This is a genomic window from Blautia glucerasea (genome assembly GCF_020537505.1).
Classification (GTDB): domain Bacteria; phylum Bacillota; class Clostridia; order Lachnospirales; family Lachnospiraceae; genus Blautia_A.
Genome location: NZ_JAJBMO010000015.1, coordinates 34,326 through 59,168, shown reverse-complemented (window position 1 = coordinate 59,168; position 24,843 = coordinate 34,326). Strand labels below are relative to the sequence as shown.

21 protein-coding genes and 1 pseudogene are annotated in these 24,843 nt (G+C 41.4%); 14 read left to right on the top strand and 8 right to left on the bottom strand.

The genetic code is table 11. The features are described 5' to 3' along the window. Positions 1–6: 6 nt before the first annotated feature. The 5 genes from LIQ05_RS12495 to dnaA all read right to left on the bottom strand — a co-directional run bounded on the left by LIQ05_RS12495 (position 7) and on the right by dnaA (position 6,947). Positions 7–2,610: a tetratricopeptide repeat protein gene (locus LIQ05_RS12495; RefSeq protein ID WP_226821032.1), complete on the bottom strand. Its 2,604-nt coding sequence runs from the start codon at positions 2,608–2,610 to the stop codon at positions 7–9. A 144-nt stretch (positions 2,611–2,754) separates the two neighbouring features. Then, the gene (gene recF, locus LIQ05_RS12490; RefSeq protein WP_226821030.1) at positions 2,755–3,843 is read right to left on the bottom strand and encodes a DNA replication/repair protein RecF; all 1,089 of its coding nucleotides are present in this window, start codon (positions 3,841–3,843) and stop codon (positions 2,755–2,757) included. A gap of 1 nt (position 3,844) precedes the next feature. After that, entirely contained in the window at positions 3,845–4,060 is a 216-nt protein-coding gene (locus tag LIQ05_RS12485; RefSeq protein WP_226821028.1) for an RNA-binding S4 domain-containing protein, read from the bottom strand. Positions 4,061–4,188: 128 nt separating this feature from the next. Then, on the bottom strand, positions 4,189–5,304 hold the full coding sequence (gene dnaN / locus LIQ05_RS12480; protein WP_226821026.1) for a DNA polymerase III subunit beta: 1,116 nt from the start codon (positions 5,302–5,304) through the stop codon (positions 4,189–4,191). A gap of 278 nt (positions 5,305–5,582) precedes the next feature. Then, entirely contained in the window at positions 5,583–6,947 is a 1,365-nt protein-coding gene (dnaA, locus tag LIQ05_RS12475) for a chromosomal replication initiator protein DnaA (RefSeq protein WP_226821024.1), read from the bottom strand. Positions 6,948–7,909: 962 nt separating this feature from the next. Between dnaA and rpmH the strand changes: the two genes are divergently transcribed. From rpmH to LIQ05_RS20355, 14 genes and pseudogenes are all read left to right on the top strand, one after another. Further along, a complete protein-coding gene (gene rpmH, locus LIQ05_RS12470; protein WP_005423866.1) occupies positions 7,910–8,044 on the top strand; it encodes a 50S ribosomal protein L34 in 135 nt (44 codons plus the stop codon). Between the two features lie 67 nt (positions 8,045–8,111). After that, positions 8,112–8,495, top strand: coding sequence for a ribonuclease P protein component (gene rnpA / locus LIQ05_RS12465; protein ID WP_226821019.1), 384 nt, complete (start codon positions 8,112–8,114; stop codon positions 8,493–8,495). A gap of 132 nt (positions 8,496–8,627) precedes the next feature. Next, entirely contained in the window at positions 8,628–8,852 is a 225-nt protein-coding gene (gene yidD, locus LIQ05_RS12460) for a membrane protein insertion efficiency factor YidD (RefSeq protein WP_226821017.1), read from the top strand. Between the two features lie 120 nt (positions 8,853–8,972). Then, positions 8,973–10,259, top strand: a complete 1,287-nt coding sequence (gene yidC / locus LIQ05_RS12455; protein ID WP_226821079.1) for a membrane protein insertase YidC — start codon at positions 8,973–8,975, stop codon at positions 10,257–10,259. 28 nt (positions 10,260–10,287) lie between these two features. Continuing rightward, positions 10,288–11,265 (top strand): RNA-binding cell elongation regulator Jag/EloR, encoded by a 978-nt coding sequence (gene jag, locus LIQ05_RS12450; RefSeq protein ID WP_226821015.1) that lies wholly within the window; start codon positions 10,288–10,290, stop codon positions 11,263–11,265. Between the two features lie 97 nt (positions 11,266–11,362). Continuing rightward, positions 11,363–11,524 (top strand): hypothetical protein, encoded by a 162-nt coding sequence (locus LIQ05_RS12445; RefSeq protein ID WP_226821013.1) that lies wholly within the window; start codon positions 11,363–11,365, stop codon positions 11,522–11,524. A gap of 106 nt (positions 11,525–11,630) precedes the next feature. Further along, positions 11,631–13,004, top strand: a complete 1,374-nt coding sequence (gene mnmE / locus LIQ05_RS12440; RefSeq protein ID WP_226821011.1) for a tRNA uridine-5-carboxymethylaminomethyl(34) synthesis GTPase MnmE — start codon at positions 11,631–11,633, stop codon at positions 13,002–13,004. 105 nt (positions 13,005–13,109) lie between these two features. Beyond that, entirely contained in the window at positions 13,110–14,996 is a 1,887-nt protein-coding gene (gene mnmG / locus LIQ05_RS12435; protein ID WP_226821009.1) for a tRNA uridine-5-carboxymethylaminomethyl(34) synthesis enzyme MnmG, read from the top strand. Positions 14,997–15,239: 243 nt separating this feature from the next. Next, positions 15,240–15,974 (top strand): 16S rRNA (guanine(527)-N(7))-methyltransferase RsmG, encoded by a 735-nt coding sequence (gene rsmG, locus LIQ05_RS12430; RefSeq protein WP_226821007.1) that lies wholly within the window; start codon positions 15,240–15,242, stop codon positions 15,972–15,974. Between the two features lie 266 nt (positions 15,975–16,240). Beyond that, positions 16,241–17,398 (top strand): ABC transporter ATP-binding protein, encoded by a 1,158-nt coding sequence (locus tag LIQ05_RS12425; RefSeq protein ID WP_226821005.1) that lies wholly within the window; start codon positions 16,241–16,243, stop codon positions 17,396–17,398. 3 nt (positions 17,399–17,401) lie between these two features. Further along, positions 17,402–18,265 carry an ABC transporter permease gene (locus LIQ05_RS12420; RefSeq protein WP_226821003.1) on the top strand — a complete coding sequence of 288 codons (864 nt, stop codon included), beginning with the start codon at positions 17,402–17,404 and terminating at the stop codon, positions 18,263–18,265. Positions 18,266–18,278: 13 nt separating this feature from the next. Next, positions 18,279–19,826, top strand: coding sequence for a GldG family protein (locus LIQ05_RS12415; protein WP_226821001.1), 1,548 nt, complete (start codon positions 18,279–18,281; stop codon positions 19,824–19,826). Beyond that, entirely contained in the window at positions 19,826–21,661 is a 1,836-nt protein-coding gene (locus tag LIQ05_RS12410) for a DUF4340 domain-containing protein (protein WP_226820999.1), read from the top strand. Before LIQ05_RS12415 ends, LIQ05_RS12410 begins: the two co-directional genes overlap by 1 nt. A gap of 2 nt (positions 21,662–21,663) precedes the next feature. Further along, positions 21,664–21,837, top strand: a pseudogene (locus LIQ05_RS20355) (DUF6783 domain-containing protein). A gap of 373 nt (positions 21,838–22,210) precedes the next feature. Here the strand turns inward: LIQ05_RS20355 and LIQ05_RS12405 are convergent. The 3 genes from LIQ05_RS12405 to LIQ05_RS12395 form a co-directional block, all read right to left on the bottom strand. Continuing rightward, entirely contained in the window at positions 22,211–22,633 is a 423-nt protein-coding gene (locus LIQ05_RS12405) for a hypothetical protein (protein ID WP_226820997.1), read from the bottom strand. A 270-nt stretch (positions 22,634–22,903) separates the two neighbouring features. Beyond that, positions 22,904–22,999, bottom strand: a complete 96-nt coding sequence (locus tag LIQ05_RS12400; protein WP_226820995.1) for a PhzF family phenazine biosynthesis protein — start codon at positions 22,997–22,999, stop codon at positions 22,904–22,906. A gap of 462 nt (positions 23,000–23,461) precedes the next feature. Then, on the bottom strand, positions 23,462–24,415 hold the full coding sequence (locus LIQ05_RS12395) for an alpha/beta fold hydrolase (protein WP_226820993.1): 954 nt from the start codon (positions 24,413–24,415) through the stop codon (positions 23,462–23,464). Between the last annotated feature and the right edge of the window lie 428 nt (positions 24,416–24,843).

Genomic DNA, 24,843 nt, shown 5'->3' with positions numbered 1-24,843 from the left:
CTCTCTTTACTTCGCAAAATCTTTCTCATAGAGAACCGTAAATCCATCACGGTCTACTCTCTTTTTCTTGTTAAATTTCAGAAGTCCGCCCTGGGATTTCGCCATTGCTGCGTCAAGCATTTCCTTAACAGCCCCAATGTTCATCGGCTGGTCTTCCTTCTGGTTCACACCGATCAGATTGTACAATGCAAGCATTCCCATCTGGTCGATCTTATAACCGTTTTCTTTTGTGTAAACTCTTGCAAAGTTTACAAGCTCATCATTGGTAAATACCGGAATATTGATCATAGAGGTAAACTTTCTGGCAAATTTCGGGAATCTTGCGATCAGCTTGCGCATTCCGATTTTCTCATCCTCAATAATAACTGTCAGTCCGTCTGTGCGGAACTCCATAGCTTTATCCAGAATATCAACCGTCTCCTGTGTAAGCTGGTTTGCACCCTCGATTACCAGGAAACCACCGCGAAGTTTATTTACCACTTTGGCAATATCCATCTCGTTCAGCTGATCTGCAAATACATAAGCAACCTTGGAAGCCGGCAGATTCAGTTCTTTACAAATTGCCGGAATGAGGCTTGCAATCAGTCTGGTCTTACCAGTTTCTTTTCCACCCATGACGATCACGTTTCCGGTCTTGGATGTTTTATCTGCTGCTGCCATCTGCACATCGCAAAGTGCACTGATCAACTGCTCTTTCATTCCCGGAACCTTTACAAAATATGTAAACAGCTTCTTCTCGTCATCTGTGAGCGCTTTTTCTCTCGGAACAATATCAACAGGATTTCTCTTATCCTTCGGCTGGATGGAATCGATAAACTGCTCAAGCTCTTCCTCCTCGGAAAGCGGCTTGTCAGACTCTTCTTCCTCATCCTGGTCAAAATCAAAGTCTTCGTCACCTAATTCTTCATCAGAAGCTTCCTCTTCAGGATTCTCTGCATCTTTCTCAGATCCAGCTTCCTCCTCATCGACCACGGATGGAACATCTTCATCCTCACCAATGCTCTCCTTAAGAAGTTTGGCAATAAATTCATCTTCAGACATAGAATCGTCGGAAGGTTCCTCCTTACGGCCTGCAGGTCCATTTAAAAATTCATCCTCAGCAGCCTGAAGATCTTCTTCGGAAAGGAACTCTTCTTCCTCAAGCTCTACAACCGGCTTCTTCTCTTCCGGTTCCTCTTCCACTTCTTCATCCTCCGGCTGGATTACTTCTTCCGGAATTTCCTCATCCTTCTCTTCTTCAACAGGTTTCTGAGGTTCCATGGAAAATTCTTTTGCAGCCTCGACAATCTCTTTATTCTCTTCCTCTACCTTCTTCTCATCAGGCTTTTCATCTGGAATTTCAATTCCCTGGGCAGTTGCTGCTGCCAGAATGGTATCCTCCAGATTAAAGTTTGAGAAATCAAATGCCGGGATTTCTTCTACTTCTTCCTTCTCCTCCGTTGCATCGCTGAAAAGATTATTCTGTGCAGGCGCCTTCGGTACCTCCACCTCTTCTGCAGTCATATTCTTCATGGAATCCGGAATATTCAGTGTAGGCATTTTCAGAGTTTCTGCGGAAGGGACCTCTGCCTTGACAGCGTTTTCAGTTTCTTCCTGCACTTCTTCAAAAGCTGCCGTTTCCTCTTTCACTTCGTTCTCAGGATCTGCAGATTCTTTAACAGCATCCACAGCTTGCTCCTTCACCTTGCCAGTCTCAGGCTCAAGCTCTGGAACACTCTCATATTCCTTCTCAAAAGCCGGATCACGAAGCATCTCCTCCTGAACTTCCTTGTTCTCCTCTGAAGAAACAATGCTTTCCTCTGTCTCATCCATCTTACGGTTTCCAAAAATATCACGAAGTCCTTTGGAAATCTTGTCCTGAAGACTCTCTACTCCGTCCAGGTCCTCACTCTTGATCTGAATACTCTCAATGCTCTCATCATTATGAGTTTCCTGAGTCTTCTCTTCTTTCTGCACTTTATCTGCATCTTCCGGTTTCAGAAGCTTCGGTACAAACTGCTCTTCATACCGCTCTTTTTCCTCACCAGTCAGGACACCCATACGCTGCTTCAGGTCCATGGCCTTCATTACGTAGCTGCCCTCGTTAAACCAAAGAATGATCTCATTGCAAAGCTCCAGACATTTCTCCTTGTCCCCATCCTGATAATACAGTTTGGCAAGCTCATAGGACCATTTCTCAGTAAATTCTTTCTCTTTGTACTCCTCCAGAACCTTAATCTGCTCTGCAAGAGAAGTTTTCTTGGCTTTCAGGATCTTATATTTCAGAATGTACTGGGTGTTGTCATTTGGTGCAACTTCCCTGTACTCCTGATAAAATTCTACAGCCTCAGAAATTTCGCCCAATTTCAGGGAAACCTCTACCAGACGATAAAGAATGTTCTTACCAATGGAGGCTCTGTGATAAGCAAGAAGGAAAATTTCCTTACTGTCCTCATAGCGTTTATTGGCAGCATAGATCTCACCAACTACACAAAGGGTACGAACATTTTTTACACGGCGCCAGTCAATGCTGTCTACCACATTCATGGCTCCTTTATAGTCTTTCTGTTCTACTAAATGATTAATCTCTTCAAGTTTAACCCGAAATTCCTCTTTGTCCAAATTTTTCACCAACTTTCCATAGTTAATGCCAGTTTAGCATATCGTATAATACTTCGCAAGTTTATTTATCAACAGCGCAACCCTCGAGTTACTGTTCACTCCGTGACCAGCAACTCGCTTCGCCGTGCACAGAAATCATGCATTCACATGATTTTACGCTGGCAAGTAAACCTGTCCAGCCACAACGTGAAACACTTTATTGATCTTGAACTGATGACTGACAAAATCGTCCAAACCTGTACAGGTGATCATGGTCTGGATATCATGAATACTCTCCAGAAGATAATTCTGACGGCTGCTGTCCAGCTCGGAAAGTACATCATCAAGAAGCAGGACCGGTTTGTCATGAATGATCTTCTCCACCAGATAAATCTCTGAAAGCTTCAGGGAAAGAGCTGCTGTCCTCTGCTGTCCCTGGGAACCATATTTTCGGATGTCAATTCCGTTTACCGCCACCATCAGGTCATCCCTGTGAGGTCCGGACGAAGTCATTTTCATCCTAAGATCACGGTCACGGTTGTGGAAAAGGCTCTCTTCCAAAGCCCGGCTCTCCACGCTTGGTTCATAAATCACTTCAATATTCTCGATACCGCCGGTGAGATTTCTGTGGATTTCCTTAATGATCTCATTCAGAGATTCCACAAATTCTCTTCTTTTGTCAATAATCTTGCGGCCATAATTTACCAGCTGCATGTCCCACACATCAAGAGTTGCCTCCAACTCCGGCTGCTTATACATATCCTTCAGCAGCTTATTTCTCTGGTTCAGAACGTGGTTATATCCGGCAAGATCTGTGAGATACAGTTTATCCAGCTGACAAAGCTCCGCGTCCATGAATCTTCGCCGCTCTCCCGGACCATTTTTGATAATATTCAGGTCCTCGGGGGAAAAGAAAACCAGATTCACAACTCCGAGAAGCTCTCTTGCCTTCTTTATGGGAAGCCCGTTGATAGCCACGCCCTTGGCTTTATTTTTCCGAAGGTGCATGTCGATCTTGTACGACATGGAATCTTTTCCAACCATCATGCGGATATGGGATTCCTCCTGATCAAACCGGATGATCTCCCGGTCCTTGCTGCCCTTGTGGGACTTACTGGTTCCACACAGATAGACAGATTCCAGGATATTTGTCTTTCCCTGGGCATTATCCCCGTAGAAAATATTGGTTCCCTTGTCAAAAGAAAGCTCCAGCGATTCATAATTTCTGAAATTGCTTAATTTTATGGATTCAATATAGGCCATTTTATTCGTTTCCTGACAGAACCTTCACATCCTGGCCATTATAGGAAATAACGTCACCGCCATAAACCTTGCGGCCTCTTCTGGTGTCCACCTCTCCATTTACTTTTACAAGTCCGTCGCTTATCACATATTTTGCTTCAACGCCATCTGAAACAAGATCGGCAAGCTTCAGCGCCTGTCCCAGCTTGATAAATTCATCTCTGATTCTGATTTCCAATTTTTTGCCTCCACTCTTCTGGCAGATTATAACTACTGTTCATACTTCCAAACCCCGATCTGCCATCCTTCTTCACTTCCGTTACTCTTCCAATTATCATCTACGCTTCATACTTTAGCCAGCAACAATTATCTAGCCTGGTTCTGATTTATGTTAACCGGAAGGATCAGATAGGTATAAGTTTCCTCTTCATCCCTGATAAAGCAAGGTGCTTTCGGGTTTACCAGGTAAATGTCAATGGTTTCATCATCAATAACCTTCAGTGCATCGATCAGGAACTTTGGATTAAATCCGATCAGGATATCTTTTCCCTCTTTTTCAATGTCAATATCCTCATTCATGGAACCCATTGCAGAATCAATCTTCAGCTCCATACTGTCATCTGTAATGTGGATAATGATTGGTTTCTTATCCCCTTCTCTTACAAGAAGTGTGGCACGGTCGATACAATCCAGGAATTCTTTTTTGTTAATGGAAAGCTTGGTCTCGTAATCGCTGGAAAGCATCTGATCAATACGGAAATATTCGCCTTCGATCAGACGGGAAACTACCATAGTCTGGTCAAATTCAAATAAAATATGATTATTGGTAAAGAAAATGCTGACTACATCATCCATTTCTCCAGATAAAATCTTACTGATCTCATTGAGAGTCTTTCCTGGAACTACAACCTTGCGGTCAGAATAGTCTTTTTTCAGAGGCATTTTGCGGATTGCAATACGGTGTCCATCCAGGGAAACAATTTTCAGACAATTATTCTTAATTTCAAACAGTTCACCAGTCATTAATTTGTTGTTATCATTGACTGCAATTGAGAATATTGTCTGATAAATCATATTCTTTAATGTGTATTGAGAGATAGTTAATGGCTCATCTCGCTCAATCATAGGGAGATATGCGAAATCTTCTCCTGATTTACCAGGAATATTGAATTTCGCTTTCTCACAGGTAATGGTTGCAGCAAATTTTTCGTCAGTTTTAATGGTAACATCGTTGTCTGGAAGTCTTCGGATAATTTCATAGAAGATCTTTGCATTTAGGGCAACCCTTCCTTTTTCTTCTATAGTACCATCAACAATGGTTTCGATTCCAAGTTCCATGTCATTGGTAGTAAATTTGATCTGGTTGGTTGTTGCATCGATCAGAATACATTCCAGAATTGGCATTGTTGTTTTGGATGGTACAGCTTTTAAGGAAATACTGACGCTCTTCAACAAGTTATTTTTGGAGCAAATGATTTTCATAATGTGTATAACTTCCTTTCTGGAGAAAATGGGTTTTTCAGTAAATATATTTAAGAAGATATCCGCAGTATCCGCCGTAGGGGATGTGAATATGTGAAAAACTCACTTCCGCCCAGTGAATAAAAGGGTTTCGGATATGGATAACTTCGTGTAAAAGCATGGGTTTAGGGTGTGAATAATCTGTGTAAAACCACATTAGTGATTTTTGCAACGAAAGTTATTCACATTAATACACATAATGTCAACATCTTATACACATGAAATGTGGAAAAAATGTGTTAAGTTTGTGGATTAATTTTTTTCTTTAAGGTATCGATGGTGCTCTGCAGCTGTTCGTTGGTCTGGAGCTCCTTTTCAATCTTTTCTACGCCGTGCATAACTGTGGTATGGTCACGATTTCCAAGATACTGGCCTACATTTTTCAGCGGGATCGCCAGAATTTCACGGCAAAGATACATAGCGACCTGTCTTGGCATTACGATCTTGGAACTTCTCTTATTTCCGCAAAGATCTGCAGTACTTACATTAAAGTGCTCTGCTACCATAGAAATAATGTAGTCGGCAGTGATCTGTTTGTTTTCATTGGGTGCGATGATATCCTTCAGGGCCTGCTCTGCAAGTTCCAGGGTAACCTCTTTTTTCTCAAGCTTTGCGTAAGCAACTACCTTATTAAAGGCACCTTCCAGTTCACGGATGTTGGATTTGATGTTATTGGCAATATATTTGATAACATCTTCGCTTACATTATAGCCGTCCATGTCTTCTTTCTTATGAAGAATGGCCATTCGGGTCTCGTAATCTGGTAGGGTGATATCCACGATCAGTCCCCATTCGAATCTTGAACGGAAACGCTCATCCAGAATCTCCATATCCTTCGGCGGTTTATCGGAAGAAATGATAATCTGTTTGTTAGCGCTGTAAAGGCTGTTAAAGGTGTGGAAAAATTCCTCCTGTGTGGATTCCTTTCCTATAATAAACTGAATATCATCGATCAGAAGGACATCAATGTTACGGTACTTCTCACGGAATTTGCTCATGGCGGTGTTGTTTCCGTTACGGATGGTTTCGATTAGCTCATTGGTAAATTCCTCACTGGTAACATAGAGAACCTTACTGTTATCATCATTTTCAATAATAAAGTGGGCGATGGAATGCATAAGGTGAGTCTTTCCAAGTCCGGCGCCACCGTAGATAAAAAGCGGATTGTAGGTATTTCCCGGAGATTCCGCTACTGCCAGGGCTGCTGCCTGAGCAAGTTTGTTGTTGCTGCCCACAATAAAAGTATTGAATGTATATTTCGGGTTCAGATTTGCTTCTTCGCATCTGTCCTTAAAACGGCTGTTCTGATCAGGTGCAGCTTCGGAAGTGGATTTTTTCGCTGGAACGTCTTCTGGAAGGATAAATTTCACTTCGCAGTCGGTCATTCCGGTGACTTCGCTTATGGTAACCTGCAGGGGCAGTTTGTAATTCTTATTAATGTAGCTTAATCGCACCTGGTCGGAAGCGACGATGGTAACTACATTTCCACTGACATCATAAACCTTCAGGGGTTTCAGCCAGGTGTCAAAGCGAACATCGGAAAGATCGTGCTCCTTTTTCACAATTTCCAGGATTTCATCCCATTTTTCTATTACTGTGCTCATTTTTTCCTCCCGTACATATCTGATGGATGCTATTTTGGCTGCGTTTAGCAGCGTTTTCTTTCTTAAATTAAGTAATGCCGTCCGTCGGCGACATGTCCGTTTATCAAAATATCAGCTATAAACAGGAGATTCTCTGAAGAATATAAGTAAAAAAATGATTCAATTTACTGGTATTTTGATAAACGGACATAAATATCCTTATATATATTATAATAAATCCTGTCTTTTCGCAACGACAAAATCTTATTTATATAGGAAATTTATGTGGAAAATTAGTTGCTGTTTACTCCGTTCACAAAAAACACCTCGCGGAATATTACCAGTGAACAGTAACTGGAAAATTATGCACATTACTATGGATAGCCGTAAAAGTAGGAATGCCTGGGTTGGAAAATGTAGTTTTTCATAAGAAAATAGGAAAAATAACTGGGGAAAAGTGTAGAATTGTCCACAAAACATCCACAATTTAAAAAAAATGCAGTGGATAATAAAAAAATTCTAGAAAAAAAATGGGGGATATCTTGTGAATAAACTGGAAAGTTATCAACATTTTGTGTGTGGATAAATGTGGATAAAAAGGTTGATAACTATTCTGGTTACCATAACATGGTTTTACTGGTTTCAATAATGAAAAATTATGTGTATAACTCTATCCACTGTCGAATCCCCTCGAAAAACGTGGATTTTTGTGATATTTGCGTTAAAATCAACAGTCAAAAGTGGATATTTTTGCTGATAATCCCTAGGTTATCCACAAGTTATCCACAAAATGTGGATAATGTTACGTAAACCTTTTTAAAATGACAGGTTATGCACAGTGTGGAAAACTTTGTGGATAATAAAAAATCGATTTTGCAAGAATTTTTACTTGACGGGAAGGGCATTTATGAATATAATTGAAATGATGTTCTGATTAGGTTAATTATTTTAAATTCCATATAGATAAAGGAGGTGCTTTACCTATGAAAATGACATTTCAGCCGAAAAAAAGATCTAGAGCGAAAGTCCATGGCTTCAGAGCTCGTATGAGCACAAAAGGCGGACGTAAAGTATTAGCTGCCAGAAGATTAAAAGGAAGAAAGCAGTTATCTGCTTAAGACCGTTAAGACCGCAGTTACTGTGGTCTTTTCTTCTATACAGAAATAATAAATAAAGGAGAATCAGATGGAATACTCAGACTCCTTAAAGAAAAATAACGAATTCCAAAAGGTATACCGAAAAGGAACATCACAGGCAAATCGGTATCTGGTGATGTATGTGCTTGAGAACCATGACAGGCACATGGAGAATCGTCTGGGAATATCCGTAAGTAAAAAAGTAGGGAATAGTGTGGTACGCCACAGAGTCACCAGACTGATACGAGAGAGCTACCGCCTGAATGAGAGATCCTTCCGTCAGGGACTGGACATAGTCGTAGTTGCAAGACCAAATGCAAAGGACAAGTCCTATCAGGAGATCGAAAGTGCGCTTATGCACCTGGCAGGCCGGATGAAGATCCGCCGTGAGGCTGAGCTTCATGTGGAAGAATCAAAGAAAACAGAAGAGTGATCCCAAAACAGTAAGATACCTGGTATTCTATGAATTGTAACATAGCAATCCAACGTTAAACGGTATTTGGGCAGTATTGTTGTTTCGGTAAAGGAGCGGCAATATTGGAACAGATTTGCAGGAGAGTTTATCATGAGCAGATTTAGTCCAAAGAATATCATGATCTACATGATTCGTCTCTATCAGAAATATATATCGCCGATGAAGAGAACAAAATGTCCTTATATTCCCACATGTTCTCAATATGGTTTAGAAGCAATTCAAAAATATGGTGCATTAAAGGGCGGGCTTCTGGCAGTGTGGAGAATTTTGCGCTGCAATCCTTTTTCACATGGAGGATACGATCCTGTACCATAAACCGTGCTGAAAGATTTGGTGTCCAATAAATGAGATTTTAAACTAAATTTCAGCACAAAACGCAAACTTTGACAATTGAATAGTTACACCGAAAAAGCCTAGGAGGAAACAAACTTGGATATGATTTTATTGACGAAGAGCAGTGTCCCGATTATCGGACAGGTTGCTTCTATTATGGGCTGGATTATGGACGGAATCTATAGAGTCCTTGATCTGGTGGGTATTCAGAACCTGGGTCTTTGTATCATTATCTTCAGTATTATTATTTATGCACTGATGACACCCTTGCAGGTTAAGCAGCAGAAGTTTTCTAAGTTAAGCTCTGTTATGCAGCCTGAGCTTCAGAAGATACAGAAGAAATACAAAGATAAAAAAGACCAGGCGTCCGTGCAGAAAATGCAGGAAGAAACTCAGCTTGTATATCAGAAATACGGTGTTTCACCTACCGGCAGCTGTGTGCAGCTGTTGATCCAGTTTCCTGTCCTGATGGCATTATGGCAGGTTATTTACAAAATTCCTGGTTATGTTGGCAGTGTAAAAAATGTTTTTACAGGCCTTGTTGATCAGATCACAAGCGTAAGTGGCTACACAGACCTGATTCAGAGCTTTATCACAGACAATAAGATGACTCGTGTACAGCTGGCGCTGGATAACGGAAAAGCGACCAGTAATTCCGTCATTGATTTCCTCTATGCATTATCCCCATCCCAGTGGAAAGATCTTGCATCAATGGATCAGTTTAAGGGATTTGCAGATACCATTAACACCACATCTGCGGAAATTTCCAAAATGCAGAACTTCTGTGGATTAAACATTGCAGATCAGCCTTTGAACTACATTAAGGCTGCCTTTGAGGGCGCATCTATTGCACTGGCAATCGCTGCACTTCTGATTCCTATTCTTGCATGGGCGACTCAGGTACTGAACTATAAGCTTATGCCACAGGCTACTTCATCTGCGGAAGGAGCCGTTGATACGATGCAGGCTTCCATGAAGACTATGAATACGGTTATGCCGCTTATGTCAGCAGTATTCTGTTTTACATTCCCGGTAGGTCTTGGTATTTACTGGATCGCAAGTGCGGTTGTAAGAAGTGCTCAGCAGTGGTTTATCAACCGTCATCTTGATAAGATGGATATCAATGATCTGGTAAACGAGAACATGAAGAAGATGGAGAAACAGCGTACGAAGGAAGGACTTCCGCCGCAGAAGATCACCAATCAGGCAAACCAGTCTACTAAGAATATCAATACCAGGATTGAGAAAGGTTCCAGTAATACAAACGCAGAAGAGAGAACCAGAAAAGTAGAGGAATCCTACCAGAATGCAAGAAATGCAAAACCTGGAAGTATTACAGCAAAAGCAAATATGGTCAGGGATTTTGACGAGAGAAACAAAAAGAAGTAATTGTTGTCGGGAACGGAGGGTTTCATAAATGGAGGAGTTTATCCAGTTTTCAGCAAAAACGAAAAATGAAGCAATCACCAAGGCGTGCATCGAATTAGGTGTTTCCAGTGATCAGCTGGAAATTGAAGTGGTTTCTGAAGGTAGTTCCGGATTTTTTGGTATCGGAAGCAAACCTGCAATCATCAAAGCACGCAAGATTAATACTGTTTCCGCAGAGGATGAGTTACAGGAGATCGTTGACACAGTGAAGGTGGATGCAATCAAAGAAGAGCAGACCAGAAAGCCTGCCAGATCTTTTGCAAAATCTGAAAAACCGGCACCAAAGAGCGAGCCGGTGAAAGAGAAAGCACCTGTAAAAGAGGCAAAAGAGCCAAAGCCTTTTAAGGAAACAAAAGAAAAACAGCCGCGCCAGCCGAAAGAGAAAACTTTCAAAGAGCGTTCTGTAAAAGAAAAACCGGCTAAAGAAAGAATGCCGAAGGAGCCAAGAGAAGAGAAGCCGAGACAGTCCAAACCTGTTGAGATCATCACAGATTCGGCTGAGATCAAGGATGTAGAAGAGAGAGCAATCGTTTTCCTTCGCGACGTATTTGCATCCATGAATCTTGGAGAAGTCCAGATCACTTCCAAATACAACACAAACGACGGTTGCCTGGAAGTTGCTTTCGAGGGAGAGGATATGGGAATCCTGATCGGTAAGAGAGGACAGACCCTTGATTCTCTTCAGTATCTTACAAGCCTTGTTGTAAACAAGGGTAAATCCAACTATATCAGAGTGAAGCTGGATACAGAGGATTACCGTAGACGCCGTAAAGAGACTCTGGAGAATCTTGCAAGAGGAATTGCATACAAGGTTAAGAAGACCAGAAAGCCAGTTGTACTTGAGCCCATGAACCCATATGAGAGAAGGATCATTCACTCAGCGCTTCAGGGCAATAAGTATGTGGAGACTGTCAGCGAGGGCGAAGAGCCGTATCGTCACGTAGTTGTGAAATTAAAAAGATGGTAAATCTGAAGGTAAGCTGTGGGATTTTTTTCAGGCTACTTGCATAAAACACTTGAATGTGTTATAAAAGATTTACAGAATGAATAAGAGGTTATTCCAGGTGAAAGATGGAAGAACTGAAGCGTTATGCTTTTGTTTTAATATCTTTCCCTGGGGTAACTTTTTTTGTATAATAAAACAGATAAGGATTGCAGTACCTGTTATTGAAAATGGCAGATATGCAGCCAGACAGGTTGGAAAGACTACTGTTTACAGAAAATAGGAACGAAAGTATGATTTATATGCGCTATAAAGTAATTTGTTTTGGATAGAGTGAGCAGTAGTGCTTAGTTTATAATTTGGATTATAATTTACATGGAGGAGATAACATGAATACAACAATTGCAGCGATATCTACTGCTGTGAGTGCTTCGGGAATCGGAATCATCCGGATCAGCGGCCCGGAAGCCATGGACGTTATATCCCGCATTTACCGTTCCAAGGGCGGGAAAAAGAAGATTAAAGAAGTGCCCACCCACACCATTCATTATGGTTATATTTATGACGGGGAAGAAATTGTGGATGAAGTTCTGGTCATGGTCATGCGTGCACCCAAAACATTCACAGGAGAAGATACCGTGGAGATTGACTGTCACGGCGGTGTCTATGCCATGAACCGGGTTCTGGAGACGGTTTTGAAAAACGGCGCCAGGATCGCCGGCCCCGGAGAGTTTACCAAGAGAGCCTTCTTAAATGGCAGGTTGGATCTTTCCCAGGCAGAGGCGGTTATGGATGTGATCCAGGCCAAGAATGAATATGCCCTGAAGAGCTCCATGAGCCAGCTGAAAGGCTCTGTGCAGAAGACTATCAAGGAGATCCGAAGTGACCTGATCTACGAGATTGCTTTTATCGAGTCTGCCCTGGACGATCCGGAGCACATCAGCCTGGACGGCTATCCACAGAAACTACATGGGATTGTGGAAAAAGAGCAGAAATCCATTGAGGAGCTGTTGAAAACTTCCGCAGACGGCAAGATCATCCGGGAGGGAATCGAGACCGTTATTGTGGGCAAGCCTAATGCAGGTAAGTCTTCCCTGCTAAACCTTCTTGTAGGGGAAAATAAGGCGATTGTAACGGATATTGAGGGTACTACAAGGGATATTCTGGAGGAATACATTACCCTTCATGGAATTACATTGAAAATTGTGGATACTGCAGGTATCCGTGAGACAGAAGATGTGGTGGAGAAAATCGGCGTTTCCAGGGCGCGCGAGGTTGCTAAGGGAGCGGACCTGGTGCTTTATGTGGTAGACAGTTCCACACCGCTTGATGAGAATGACGAAGAGATCATAGAAATGCTGAAGGGAAGAAAAGCCATTGTACTGTACAATAAAACAGACCTTGAGGCAGCTGTGAGCATGGATGAACTGAAGGCGAAAATGGATCATCCCATCACTCCCATTTCTGCAAAAGAAGAGACAGGGATCACCCAACTGGCAGATACCATTAAGACCATGTTTTTCACTGGAAAAATCTCTTTTAATGATGAGGTTTATATTACAAATGCCCGTCATAAGGAGGCACTGGAAGAGGCAGCAGAGAGCCTTGCAATGGTAAAACAGAGCATTGAGGACGGCATGCCGGAAGACTTCTTTTCCATTGATCTGATGGCTGCTTACGGAAGCCTTGGAAAGATCACAGGCGAGGAAGTTGGGGAAGATCTGGTAAATGAGATCTTTAGTAAGTTTTGTATGGGTAAGTAGTGGCAGAGGGACGCGATTGGGCAAATAATATTTCACGCAGGTTGCCGAAGCGCTGCGTACTGATTAGGACAATATATGAATGAGTGTGTTATAGAGGAGATAAAAATGAAAAATTTAGAGGAGAATTATGACATAGTAGTCGTCGGTGCCGGTCATGCAGGCTGTGAGGCTGCGCTGGCAGGGGCAAGACTGGGATTAAATACCATTATGTTTACAGTAAGTGCAGAAAGCATTGCGCTAATGCCCTGTAACCCCAACGTAGGCGGAAGTTCTAAGGGACATCTGGTTCGTGAGCTGGATGCTCTTGGCGGTGAGATGGGAAAAAATATTGATAAGACTTTTATCCAGTCAAAAATGCTGAACTGCTCCAAAGGTCCGGCGGTGCATTCCCTTCGTGCACAGGCAGATAAGCAGGCATACAGCAATGAAATGAGAAAAACACTGGAGAACCAGGAGAACCTGACTATTCGCCAGGGCGAAGTAACAAAGCTTCTTGTAGAGGATGGAAAGATCACTGGCGTAAAGACTTATTCCGGAGCTATTTACCATTGTAAGGCTGTGGTTTTGTGTACAGGAACCTACCTGAAAGCACGCTGTATTTACGGTGATGTAAGCAATTATACAGGTCCAAATGGCTTACAGGCAGCCAATTATCTGACCGATTCCCTAAAAGAACTTGGAATCGAAATGTTCCGTTTTAAGACAGGAACACCGGCTCGAATTGCAGGAAATACCATTGATTACAGCAAAATGGAAGAGCAGTTTGGTGATGAGAGAGTAGTGCCGTTTTCCTTTTCCACAGATCCGGAGGACGTGCAGATTGAGCAGAAATCCTGCTGGCTCACTTACACAAATGAGACTACCCACGACATCATCCGTGCCAACCTGGATCGTTCACCGCTGTACTCCGGTATGATCGAGGGAACCGGCCCACGTTATTGCCCGTCTATTGAGGATAAAGTGGTTCGTTTTGCAGATAAAAAGAGACACCAGGTGTTCATTGAGCCAGAGGGAATGTACACAAATGAGATGTACATCGGCGGTATGTCCAGCTCCCTGCCGGAGGATGTGCAGGAGGCCATGTACCACAGCGTACCAGGTCTTGAGCATGCAAAAATCGTGAAAAATGCTTACGCTATTGAGTACGATTGCATTAATCCGAGACAGCTTTATCCCACCTTGGAGTTTAAGAAAATTAAGGGACTTTTCAGCGGCGGACAGTTTAACGGAAGTTCAGGTTACGAGGAGGCAGCAGCCCAAGGCTTGATCGCTGGTATCAACGCAGCTATGGAAGTTCTGGGAAAAGAGCAACTGATTTTGGACCGTTCTGAGGCTTATATCGGCGTTCTCATTGACGATCTGGTTACAAAAGAGAACCATGAGCCATATAGAATGATGACCAGCCGCGCAGAGTATCGACTCCTTCTCCGCCAGGATAATGCGGACCTGAGACTTCGAAAAAAAGGCTGGGAAGTTGGTCTTGTAGATGACGAAACCTATGCAAAAGTAGTGGAAAAAGAACGCTTGATCAAGGAAGAAATCCAGCGTGTGGAGAGTACAAATGTAGGTATGACAGAGGCTGTCCAGAGCCTTCTGGAGAGCAAAGGAAGCACCCCGCTTAAGTCTGGAATCAGCCTTGCAGAGCTGATCCGCAGACCAGAGCTTTCCTATGCGGACGTGGCACCTATTGATAAGAACCGTCCTGAGCTTGCATGGGATGTGCAGGAGCAGGTAAACATTAACATTAAATACGACGGCTATATCCGCCGCCAGATGAAGCAGGTAGAACAGTTTAAGAAGCTGGAAGCCAAGAAGATCCCGGAGAATCTGGATTATGAAAAAGTAAAAAGCCTGCGCATTGAGGCACGCCAGAAACTGGAACTTTACAGACCTGTATCCATCGGACAGGTCTCCCGAATTTCCGGGGTTTCACCAGCGGATATTTCAGTGCTGCTGGTTTATATGGAGCAGTATGGGAAGGAGCGCCACTAAACGGATGCGTTTCTGCAAGGAATATTCCACACAGGCCGGTGCAATAAATACTACGGTGAACTGGTAACTACGGCTAAGACGCTCGGGAGAGCCCTCTCGTCTAAGCCGACCTGACCAGTGAATTTCACCTTCATTAAAAACGCACCTGAAATGATCTGCTAAGGAATATTACTTGCAAAAACGTTGTGTATTAGCAACTGAAAAGTAAAAAAAGTAAGTAGTTTGAGGTATAAGGAGACGTTTATGGAATACGATTTAACCCTTTTTGAGAAAGGATTAGAAGAGCTTGGAATTGCTCTGTCCCAGGAGCAGAAGAAGCAGTTTCTTACTTATTATGAGCACCTTGTAGAGAAGAATAAGGTAATGAATTTAACTGCAATTACTGAGTACAACGAGGTGATTTTAAAGCATTTTCTTGATAGTTTATCTATTGTAAAAGTAGGCAGCTTTGACCAGAAAAACCTGGCTGGAAAGTCCGTGATCGACATGGGAACCGGTGCCGGTTTCCCTGGAATCCCACTGAAAATTGCTTTCCCAGAATTGAAAATTACGTTGTTGGATTCCCTGAACAAGAGAGTAAATTTCCTCAATGAAGTGATCGAAATGCTTGGTCTAAAAGACGTAACAGCTGTCCACGGAAGAGCCGAAGACTACGCCAAACAGAAGGAGCACAGAGAAAAATACGACTTCTGCGTTTCCCGCGCAGTAGCCAACTTAAGCACCCTATCCGAATACTGCATCCCTTTTGTGAAAGAGGGCGGAAGCTTTATTTCTTATAAATCGGGTAAGATTGATGAAGAACTTAAACAGGCAGAAAATGCTGTGAAAATTCTTGGCGGAAAGGTTCAGAATGTGGTGAAATTCCCCCTTATGGACACGGATATGGACCGCTCTTTTGTAGTAATTAAGAAGATGAAACCGACTGCGAAGAAGTATCCGAGAAAAGCAGGATTGCCGTCGAAGGAGCCGTTAATATAAGAAGTAAGTAACCAGCAATTTTGCAAGGTATATTCATGTAGTCGTGTATTTTAGGAGTATTCTTAATGGAGCTGAGATCCACGGTGGTGAATATATCTTGTAAAAGCGCGTCCGAGAAAACACATCTTCAAGACACACTTCCAACACAAAATAATCACATATTTCTCACACAATCATCTAAATTTTCTCACAGGTTGCACATAGAATTATCATAGACAGATGCATGGGATAAGCCATGCATCTGCAACTTGAAGGAGGTAAGAAACTTGATTGAAGTAAAAAATCTGGTAAAACGCTACGGCGACCACACCGCTGTAGACCACCTTTCTTTTGAAATCGAGAAAGGCAAGATTTATGGCTTTCTGGGTCCAAACGGCGCCGGAAAATCTACAACCATGAATATGATAACCGGCTATATTGCGTCCACTGAAGGAACAGTAGTCATAGACGGTCATGATATTCTGGAAGAACCTGAGGAGGCAAAAAAATGTATCGGATATCTACCCGAAATGCCGCCCCTTTATTTTGATATGACCGTTCTGGAATATCTGAAATTCGTAGCAGATCTGAAGAAAATTCCTAAAGATAAAAAAGCATCCATGATCGAAGAAATCATGGACATGGTGAAGATCACAGACATGAAAAACCGTCTGATCAAAAACCTTTCCAAAGGTTACAGACAGCGTGTAGGAATTGCCCAGGCTGTCCTCGGCTACCCGGAAGTCATCATTCTGGATGAGCCAACTGTCGGTCTTGACCCGAAACAGATCAACGAGATCCGTGATCTGATCAAAAGCTTGAAAAAGAAACACACCGTTATCCTCAGTTCCCATATTTTGTCCGAAGTCAGTGCAGTCTGCGATTACGTGCTGATTATTTCCCATGGAAAACTGGTAGCCAGCGATACCCCTGAGAATCTGGGCAAACTGGCAGCAGGCTCCAACAACCTGAACCTGCTTATAAAGGGCCAGAAAGACACCATCAGAGCCGCTTTGGAGACTGTTGAAGGGGTAAAAGAGGTTGCAGCAAAGAAAAGTCCGGAGGAGGGCGTATACGCCATTACAGTGGGCACAGAGGAGAATACAGATGTGCGTGAAAAAGTATTCTACAGCATGGTAAATGCCGGCTGTCCGATCCTTGAAATGCAGTCTAAGAAAGTTTCTCTGGAGGAGATCTTCCTTGAACTTACAGAAAGTGAGAAAAGAGAGAAAGATGATACTGGGAAAAAGTCTGGAAAACCTTTCTTCAAGACGGCAGCAGATGCAGAAAAGTATCTGAATAAGAAAAATGAGGATACTGTCCCTGATAATGGACTTGAAGATAAAAACGCAGAAGAATCAGACGAAATATCTGATTCTGTGTCAGATAACGGACTTTCTGGTGAAAATCAGAGTAGTATGGATGAAGAAAAGGGGGAAAAGTAAACCATGCTTGCTATCTATAAAAGAGAGCTGAAAAGCTACCTGACCTCCATGGTCGGCTACCTGTTTATGTTTTTCGTACTGTTAATTGCAGGTATCTACTTTTCAGCATATCAGCTTAGCGCTGCTTATCCGAAATTTGAATATACCTTAAACGCCATGACCTTTGTGTTCCTGATCGCAGTGCCGATCCTGACTATGCGTGTACTTGCTGAGGAAAGAAAACAGAAAACAGACCAGCTGCTGCTCACATCCCCGGTATCCGTATTCGGCATCGTAATGGGAAAATATCTTGCGCTTGTAACCATATACGCGATTCCCATTGCAGTACTGGCTACCTATCCGCTGATCATGTCAAAATTCGGAACCGTTGCATTTGGCTCCGCGTATACAGCACTCCTTGGATTTTTCCTTCTTGGAAGTGCAAACATTGCAATCGGTGTATTTTTCTCAGCAATCACTGAGAGCCAGGTAATCGCAGCAGTCCTTACCTTTGTATTTTTATTTGCCTTTTATATGATGAACGGAATTTCCTCTTTCTTTTCACAGACAGCAATGTCTACATGCGTCACATTTGGTCTTCTGATCATAGCACTTTGCCTTATGATCTACAGCATGATCAAAAATGCAGTGATCTCAGGGGCTATTTGTGTAATCGGAGAAGTGGCACTGGTGATCGTTTATGTTGTAAAATCCAGTGTATTTGAAGGCGGAATCCAGAAGGTTCTTGAAGTGTTCAACTTAAGCTCACACTTCGAAAACTTTACAAACAGTATTTTTGACGTGACCGGAGTTCTTTATTTCCTGTCTGTCATTACCATTTGTATATTCCTTACCATGCAGACCATTTTGAAGAGACGTTGGAATTAAGGAGGTGGGGAAAATGTTTTTTAAGAAGAAAAATAATAACAATGTTGACAATAATGATATAAACAGCGAAAATACAATAAATACGGAAAATGTCGAAAACAATAACAATAATAACAAAAAAGAAAAACGAAGATTTAAAGACAGCATTAATAAAAAGTATTTAAAAAATGGAAGCTACAGTTCCATTATGATTGTTGTTTTTGTTGCAATCATTATTGTTATAAATATGATCGTGGGAAACCTTCCCTCAAAGTACACGCAGCTGGATATCAGCTCTGAAAAACTTTACACAATCGGCGATGAAACCAAGGCCATGCTGAAAGATCTGGACAAAGATGTGACCATATATCAGATTGCCCAGAGCGGAAGCGAGGATGAGACCATCAGTAATCTGCTTCAGAGATATGCAGATGAATCTGACCATATCACCGTAGAACAGAAGGACCCGGTGGTAAATCCCAAATTTGTCAGTGAATACACCAGCGACAACCTTTCTTCCAACAGCCTGATCGTTGTATGCGGCGATAAAAACAAGGTTGTAAATTATAACAATATTTACGAATCGTCACTTGACTACAATACGTACAGCTATCAGACAACCGGGTTTGACGGCGAGGGACAGATCACAAGTGCCATCGCATACGTAACTAGTGAAAATCTGCCGGTGTTGTACACATTAGAGGGACATGGAGAGCAGGAGCTTGATTCAACCATTAAGGAAGATATTGAGAAAGCAAACATGGAAATCAAATCCCTGAATTTGCTTACAGAGGGAAGCGTTCCGGAGGATGCAAGCTGTCTGCTGATCGATTCTCCTACAACAGATATCTCAGAGGATGAGAAGAATGTATTGATCGATTACCTGGAAAATGGTGGGAAAGCCATGATTTTCTCCGATTATACAGGAGAGAAGATGGAAAACTTTGATGCAGTCCTGGAAAACTACGGTGTAAGCAGAGTGGACGGCCTGGTATTTGAGGGAGATGCACAGCATTATGCAGCTCAGATGCCTTATTATCTGGTTCCTACTGTGAACAGCACAGACATTACATCTGATGTTGCTTCTTCCGGATACTATATCCTGATGCCGTACGCACAGGGAATCCAGAAATCCGATGATGTGAGAGATACAGTAAATATTGAAAGTCTTCTTACAACCTCTGGCAGTGCGTATTCAAAAACTGATTTAAACAGCGGCACTCTTGAAAAAGAAGACGGCGATGTGGATGGACCATTTGATCTGGGCGTCAGCATTACAGAGACGGCAGATGATGATAAAGAGACACACATTATTTATTATTCTACCTCTAACCTGCTGCAGAGCCAGATCAATCAGATGGTTTCCGGTGGAAATGAGAAGCTTGTGATGGTTTCCTTAAGCTCTCTGGTCGATACAGAAGACAGTACAACCATGTCTATTCCATCTAAGAGCCTGGAAGTATCTTACCTGACTTTGACAGCATATGATGCAAGCTTCTGGAAAATCTGTACCATTGGTTTGATTCCTGGAGCATTCCTGTTAATTGGATTTATGATTTGGTTAAAGAGGAGAAAAGCCTGATGAAGAAAAAATCGGTAAATCTTATAACTGCAGTAGGCGTTCTGGTAGTCCTCAGCGGAGCTTACGTAGGTGTAAAAGCCTACGTAGCAAAGCAGGATGCCGCAGAATCCGAGAGTGCGGAGGAGGAAAATTCGGAAATTGTATCTATAGCGTCTGCTGATGTGAAATCAATAAAATTTGTGATTGATAAAAAAGAGGTTACTTTTGAAAAAGATGGAGATTCCTGGGTGAAAAGTGATGAGACTGATTTCCCAGTGGATCAGGACAAAATTGATACACTGGTTAGTTCCCTAAATTCCATAACAGCGGAGAGAACATTGAAAGATGTGGAAGATGCCTCTGAATATGAACTGGATCAACCGGAAAATACCATCACAGTTACCACGGAGGATGGAGAGACAACAGTTATTCGGCTTGGAATGGAAAATGACGCTACCAGTCAGGAATATATTGATCTGAACAAGGATTCTTCCACTGTTTATGTGGTAAGCAATTCTACGTTTTCTTCCTTTGAGGGAAGTTTGTATGACTTTGCTAAAAGTGGTACGTTCCCAACAGTGGATTCCTCCACAGTCAGCAAAATTTCTGTAGATGCAAAATCTTCTTCTTATGTTGTGGAAAAAGACGAGAATAATTTCTGGAACATTACTGGAGATGGAGATACCGAAAAAGCAGATTCAGCGAAAGCAACTACGCTGAGCACCGCATTATCCAGCATGGCTTATTCTAGTTATGTAAACTATAACTGTTCAGATGACCAGCTTTCCCAGTATGGTTTAGATAAGCCTTATGCAGAGATTACTGTAGATTATCAGGAAGAGGTCGAGAAAGAGTCCACTGATACGGAAAATGAGGCTAAAAATGGCGCTGAGGACGTCTCAGAGACATCTGAGGATGAGAGCCAGGCGGATGAAAATACAGATGATAGTACCGCAGAGGGTTCAGAAAATATAGAAGACAGTGATACTGATAAGGAAGAGTCTGGAGAGGCAGATGAATCAGACATCACAGATTCTGATTCTACAGAAAGTACAGAGACTTCAGAGGAAGACGCAGAACCGGAAACAGAAATGGTAGACAGAGAACTTGTGATCCAGGTTGGAGACCTGTCCTCAGACGGTGGACGATACGTTCGTGTAAACGACAGCAACGAGATTTACACAATCTCCGAAGATTCGCTTGATACATTCCTCGGAAAAACATATTCTGATTTCTGGGATTTAACAGTAAGTTATCTATCTGTTAATAATCTGGATACTTTGGATGTGAACTATGAGGGCAAAGATTATATTGTAAATGTTTCACGTGAAACATCTGAGGATGAGTCAGATGATACGACAGAAGACAGCAGTAGTGATGCTTCTGATGAAAGCACTGCTGCAGATGCTTCAACTACCTCAGCTGAGACAACAGTTGCGGATATCGAAAGCTCAGACGACAGTTCTTCAGATTCCAACACCACAAGCTCTGCCAGCGTAACTTTATCTTACACATTGAATGGAAATGATCTGGATAGTACAACATTTACAACGTTCTACAACAAATTGATCAATATGGTGGGACAGAAACGTCTGACGGATGAATTTAAATCTAATACAGATCCGGAGATGGCTGTGAAATTTACAGATACAGATGGAAATGAAATAGATGTTGAGTATTATTCCTATGACACGAATTACTATGCTGCTGTCACGGACGGAAAAGTTTATCTGGTAAACAAAATGACAGTGAAAGAACTGTTCCAGGCATTTGAGCCTGTAATTGGTGAAAAAACAGAAGGGAAGAGTGTCGAAACAATTGAAGAGACTGAAAATTCAAAAGATACAGAAGAGTAGCACTGGAACGTGCCCCCAAAAATCATTCCCGTAATCTGTATGTCCCGCTTTGCGGTATATTTTGTCCGAATTCGGTTGTCGTAGCTTGCTAAGACGCCCTCATCCGGGCAAAATTTCCCGCAAATTGTGATGCACATCTTGCAGAAAGCTGTTTTCAGACACGCTCTAGAAAATAAGATTTGAAATAAAATGGATAAAATAAAAAAAGATCTTTGCCTGTGAGAAAACAGGATGGAGATCTTTTTTTTATTTTGGTCGAATTTGTTTGAAGAAGATAATACACTGTTCATCCTGGGATGTTTTGGAATTATATGCATAAACAATGATGGCAGAGTTTTTCTTCGTAACAGTAAAAGTACCAGTGGTCTTGATCCAGTTTTTTGTAAGATGTTCCTTTTGCAGCTGCATCTTCCAGATAGTGGATGTTTAAAGCCCATCCTTTTTTGGCACTATACTGAAGTTTAAGCGTTTTTCCCCGGTACTTATTATAACTCAGTGTATAATTGGATTTTGACTTGAATTTGGAAGCTAGGTTTAAATTATTAATCTTTAATGATTTAAATGGATTAGCGTACTTTTTGATAGTGACTTTTGGCTATATTTCTGCTTGCCAATTTTGTAAGTAATAGTGGTTGTACCTGCTTTTTTGGCTTTCAGATAAGCAGAAGTATAAAGCTTATCCTGTGTAAGGGCTAGAGCATAGTTGTTGTAGTACACAGCGGATACATAGGATGATTTTTTTGCCTTTATTGATGTTGCTTTGTTCCCGTAATAAAGGTTTGTGTTTAAAATAGTTTCATTTGCTGGCGCATACATGCGGCGATTCTCGTTATAAATTTTTGAGGATTTGGGGTATAACGTGAGAACCTGAGGCATGTTTGTCAATGTTTTTTCGTTAACACATACAGCGGACAGCATAACTGTTACGAAAGTTAAAATAACGGGTAAAATGTGTTTTAATTGCTTTTTCACGGGCTTTCCTACTTTTTTGTGAAATAATTATATCGCAAAATAGAAATAATTGAATAAGAAAATTTATAATGTTGCTATAGATTTCAGAGATAGCAAGTAAAGCGACTTTTTCACTGATTGTAATTCGATTTCCATTTTGAAGTGAACTGTATAGTTTAAGGTAGCGTGCCCACACGATTCTATCTCTGTTCCTGGTGCGAACCGACGAAGGTTACCTGGCTTCTTCAATAAATGCTGTTTCTGACAGATTATTTTTCATGGCAAGCTTCATCACAGATTCCGGTGAAGGACAGGAAGCACACATACGGCTGCAGGATTACCGGAAAATGGGGTGTTGGTAAATACGTCTACAGTATACTGCTTCATATTAGCCACTCCTGTGCAATGAAATAATATGCTGACCGATTATTACTTATTAAATGTTTACATAGTCCTAAAATAGGAACCTAGATGGGAAATACTATATCATAAATTGAACTGAAAGTAATTAAATGTGACGAGAAAATGCAAGAACAAATATAAAAGTACAATAAATAACACTTTTTGCAAATAAAAAAGAAGAAAGTACAATAAATAGGACTTGCAGGAGGAAAAAATATACGAAAATATAAAAAATATGTTGAACGATTGCTGCTACATAAAATAGAATTTAATTTATAAGATACTAATACGATTGCAAAACTAGTATAAATGTTAAAATAAATAGTGCTTTGTACACCAGGCTGCTTTAAGACATAAAAAGAAAAAACTTTAAAATTATATTAATGAAAATACAATTTTAAAGCTTTTTTATTAGGGGTACATCTAGACTATATATCCTTTATTTAACTAAAAAAATGTGCCAACTTGTTCGAGAAAAGCTTCTACATTCTCAATATGCGGAAAATGCTTGGAACAAGGGATTGTTGCAGACTCAATTGCTGGATTTACTTTTTGATAAGTCTCTACGATCAGAGCTCCGTTAGGTTCATCTTCGCCTTCTACAATATAAATACTGTTATCCAGAGATTCTAATGCATGACGGATATTAATATTCATATATTTGGCACTCTGGCTGGAATAGAGGCATTTCGCATAGTATCCACCCTTGTGTGCAGCTTCATAGTATGCATCCATTATATCTTTATCCACATGGAATGGGTTGTAGTAGAGGCTATCAAGAAAGAAATCATTAATTGTTTCACGTGAAACAATTATATGGTAAATGAATGTTCCAAATATAGGTAATTCAATAAAGAACTTGAACAATTTATCCTTTTTTGTAGTAATCTGCGCAAGAGAAACCATGCTTACAGGGTTAATAAACATGATTTTATTAATGTTTTCTTTATCATAAGCTGCAGCAGTAGTGACAAAAGAACATGAAAAACCACTTGCGATGATATCGGTTTTCTCTTTTATTACATTTTTTATGAAATCACAGATGATCTGTACGAAAAGGAAGTTGGTATATGTAATTCCAGCCTTTTCAGAGCGTCCGCATCCTAATAAATCTATGGTATAGACGGTATGCTCCTGTGCAAGCTTATCTTCCACACGGGACCATTCGTAGCCGCTTGCACCTGGCATTGTGTCATGAATCAAAAGAAGAGGGGAGCCCTTTCCCTTTTTGGTATAATAAATTTTTCCAAAGCGCCAATGATAGTAGTTGTGATTGGAAAAATCAAGCATTTCTTTCAACTGAGAAGAGGCAACGATTACTCTATTGGTAAGATGGATGACACCCGCTGCAATAGTGGTTAAGGCAGCCAGAGTCAGGATTTTATGTTTACTGTCTTTCATTTTTATAGAGAACCTCCTTTGGGTTTGTATGTATATTATACGCCAAAAAGGTTGATTTTACAATGCTTTTTGGTATATAAATGGGAATTGACAGAATATATTAGGGCGGACGTGGCGAGCTTTTGATATGAAAATAGTCGGTATAATTAATGCTGTTTAGTGTGTTAATTATTGGGTTCCCGGACGCGCTTTTACAATGTATATTCACCGCCGTGCGTCGCAATGCTCCGGTGAGCTAATACTTAACTGCGACTAAGCCGCTCGGGAGAGCCCTCTCGTCCAAGTCTCTGTAAGGCCTGGATCTTACCGCCACTAAGAGCGCTTCTGAAATGCGCGGCTACATGAAGATACATTGCAAAAGCGCTGGAGTCTGGTAACGGATAAATGGTAATAGGGGCATTTTATGACAATAGTGTTAGAAATTTTGC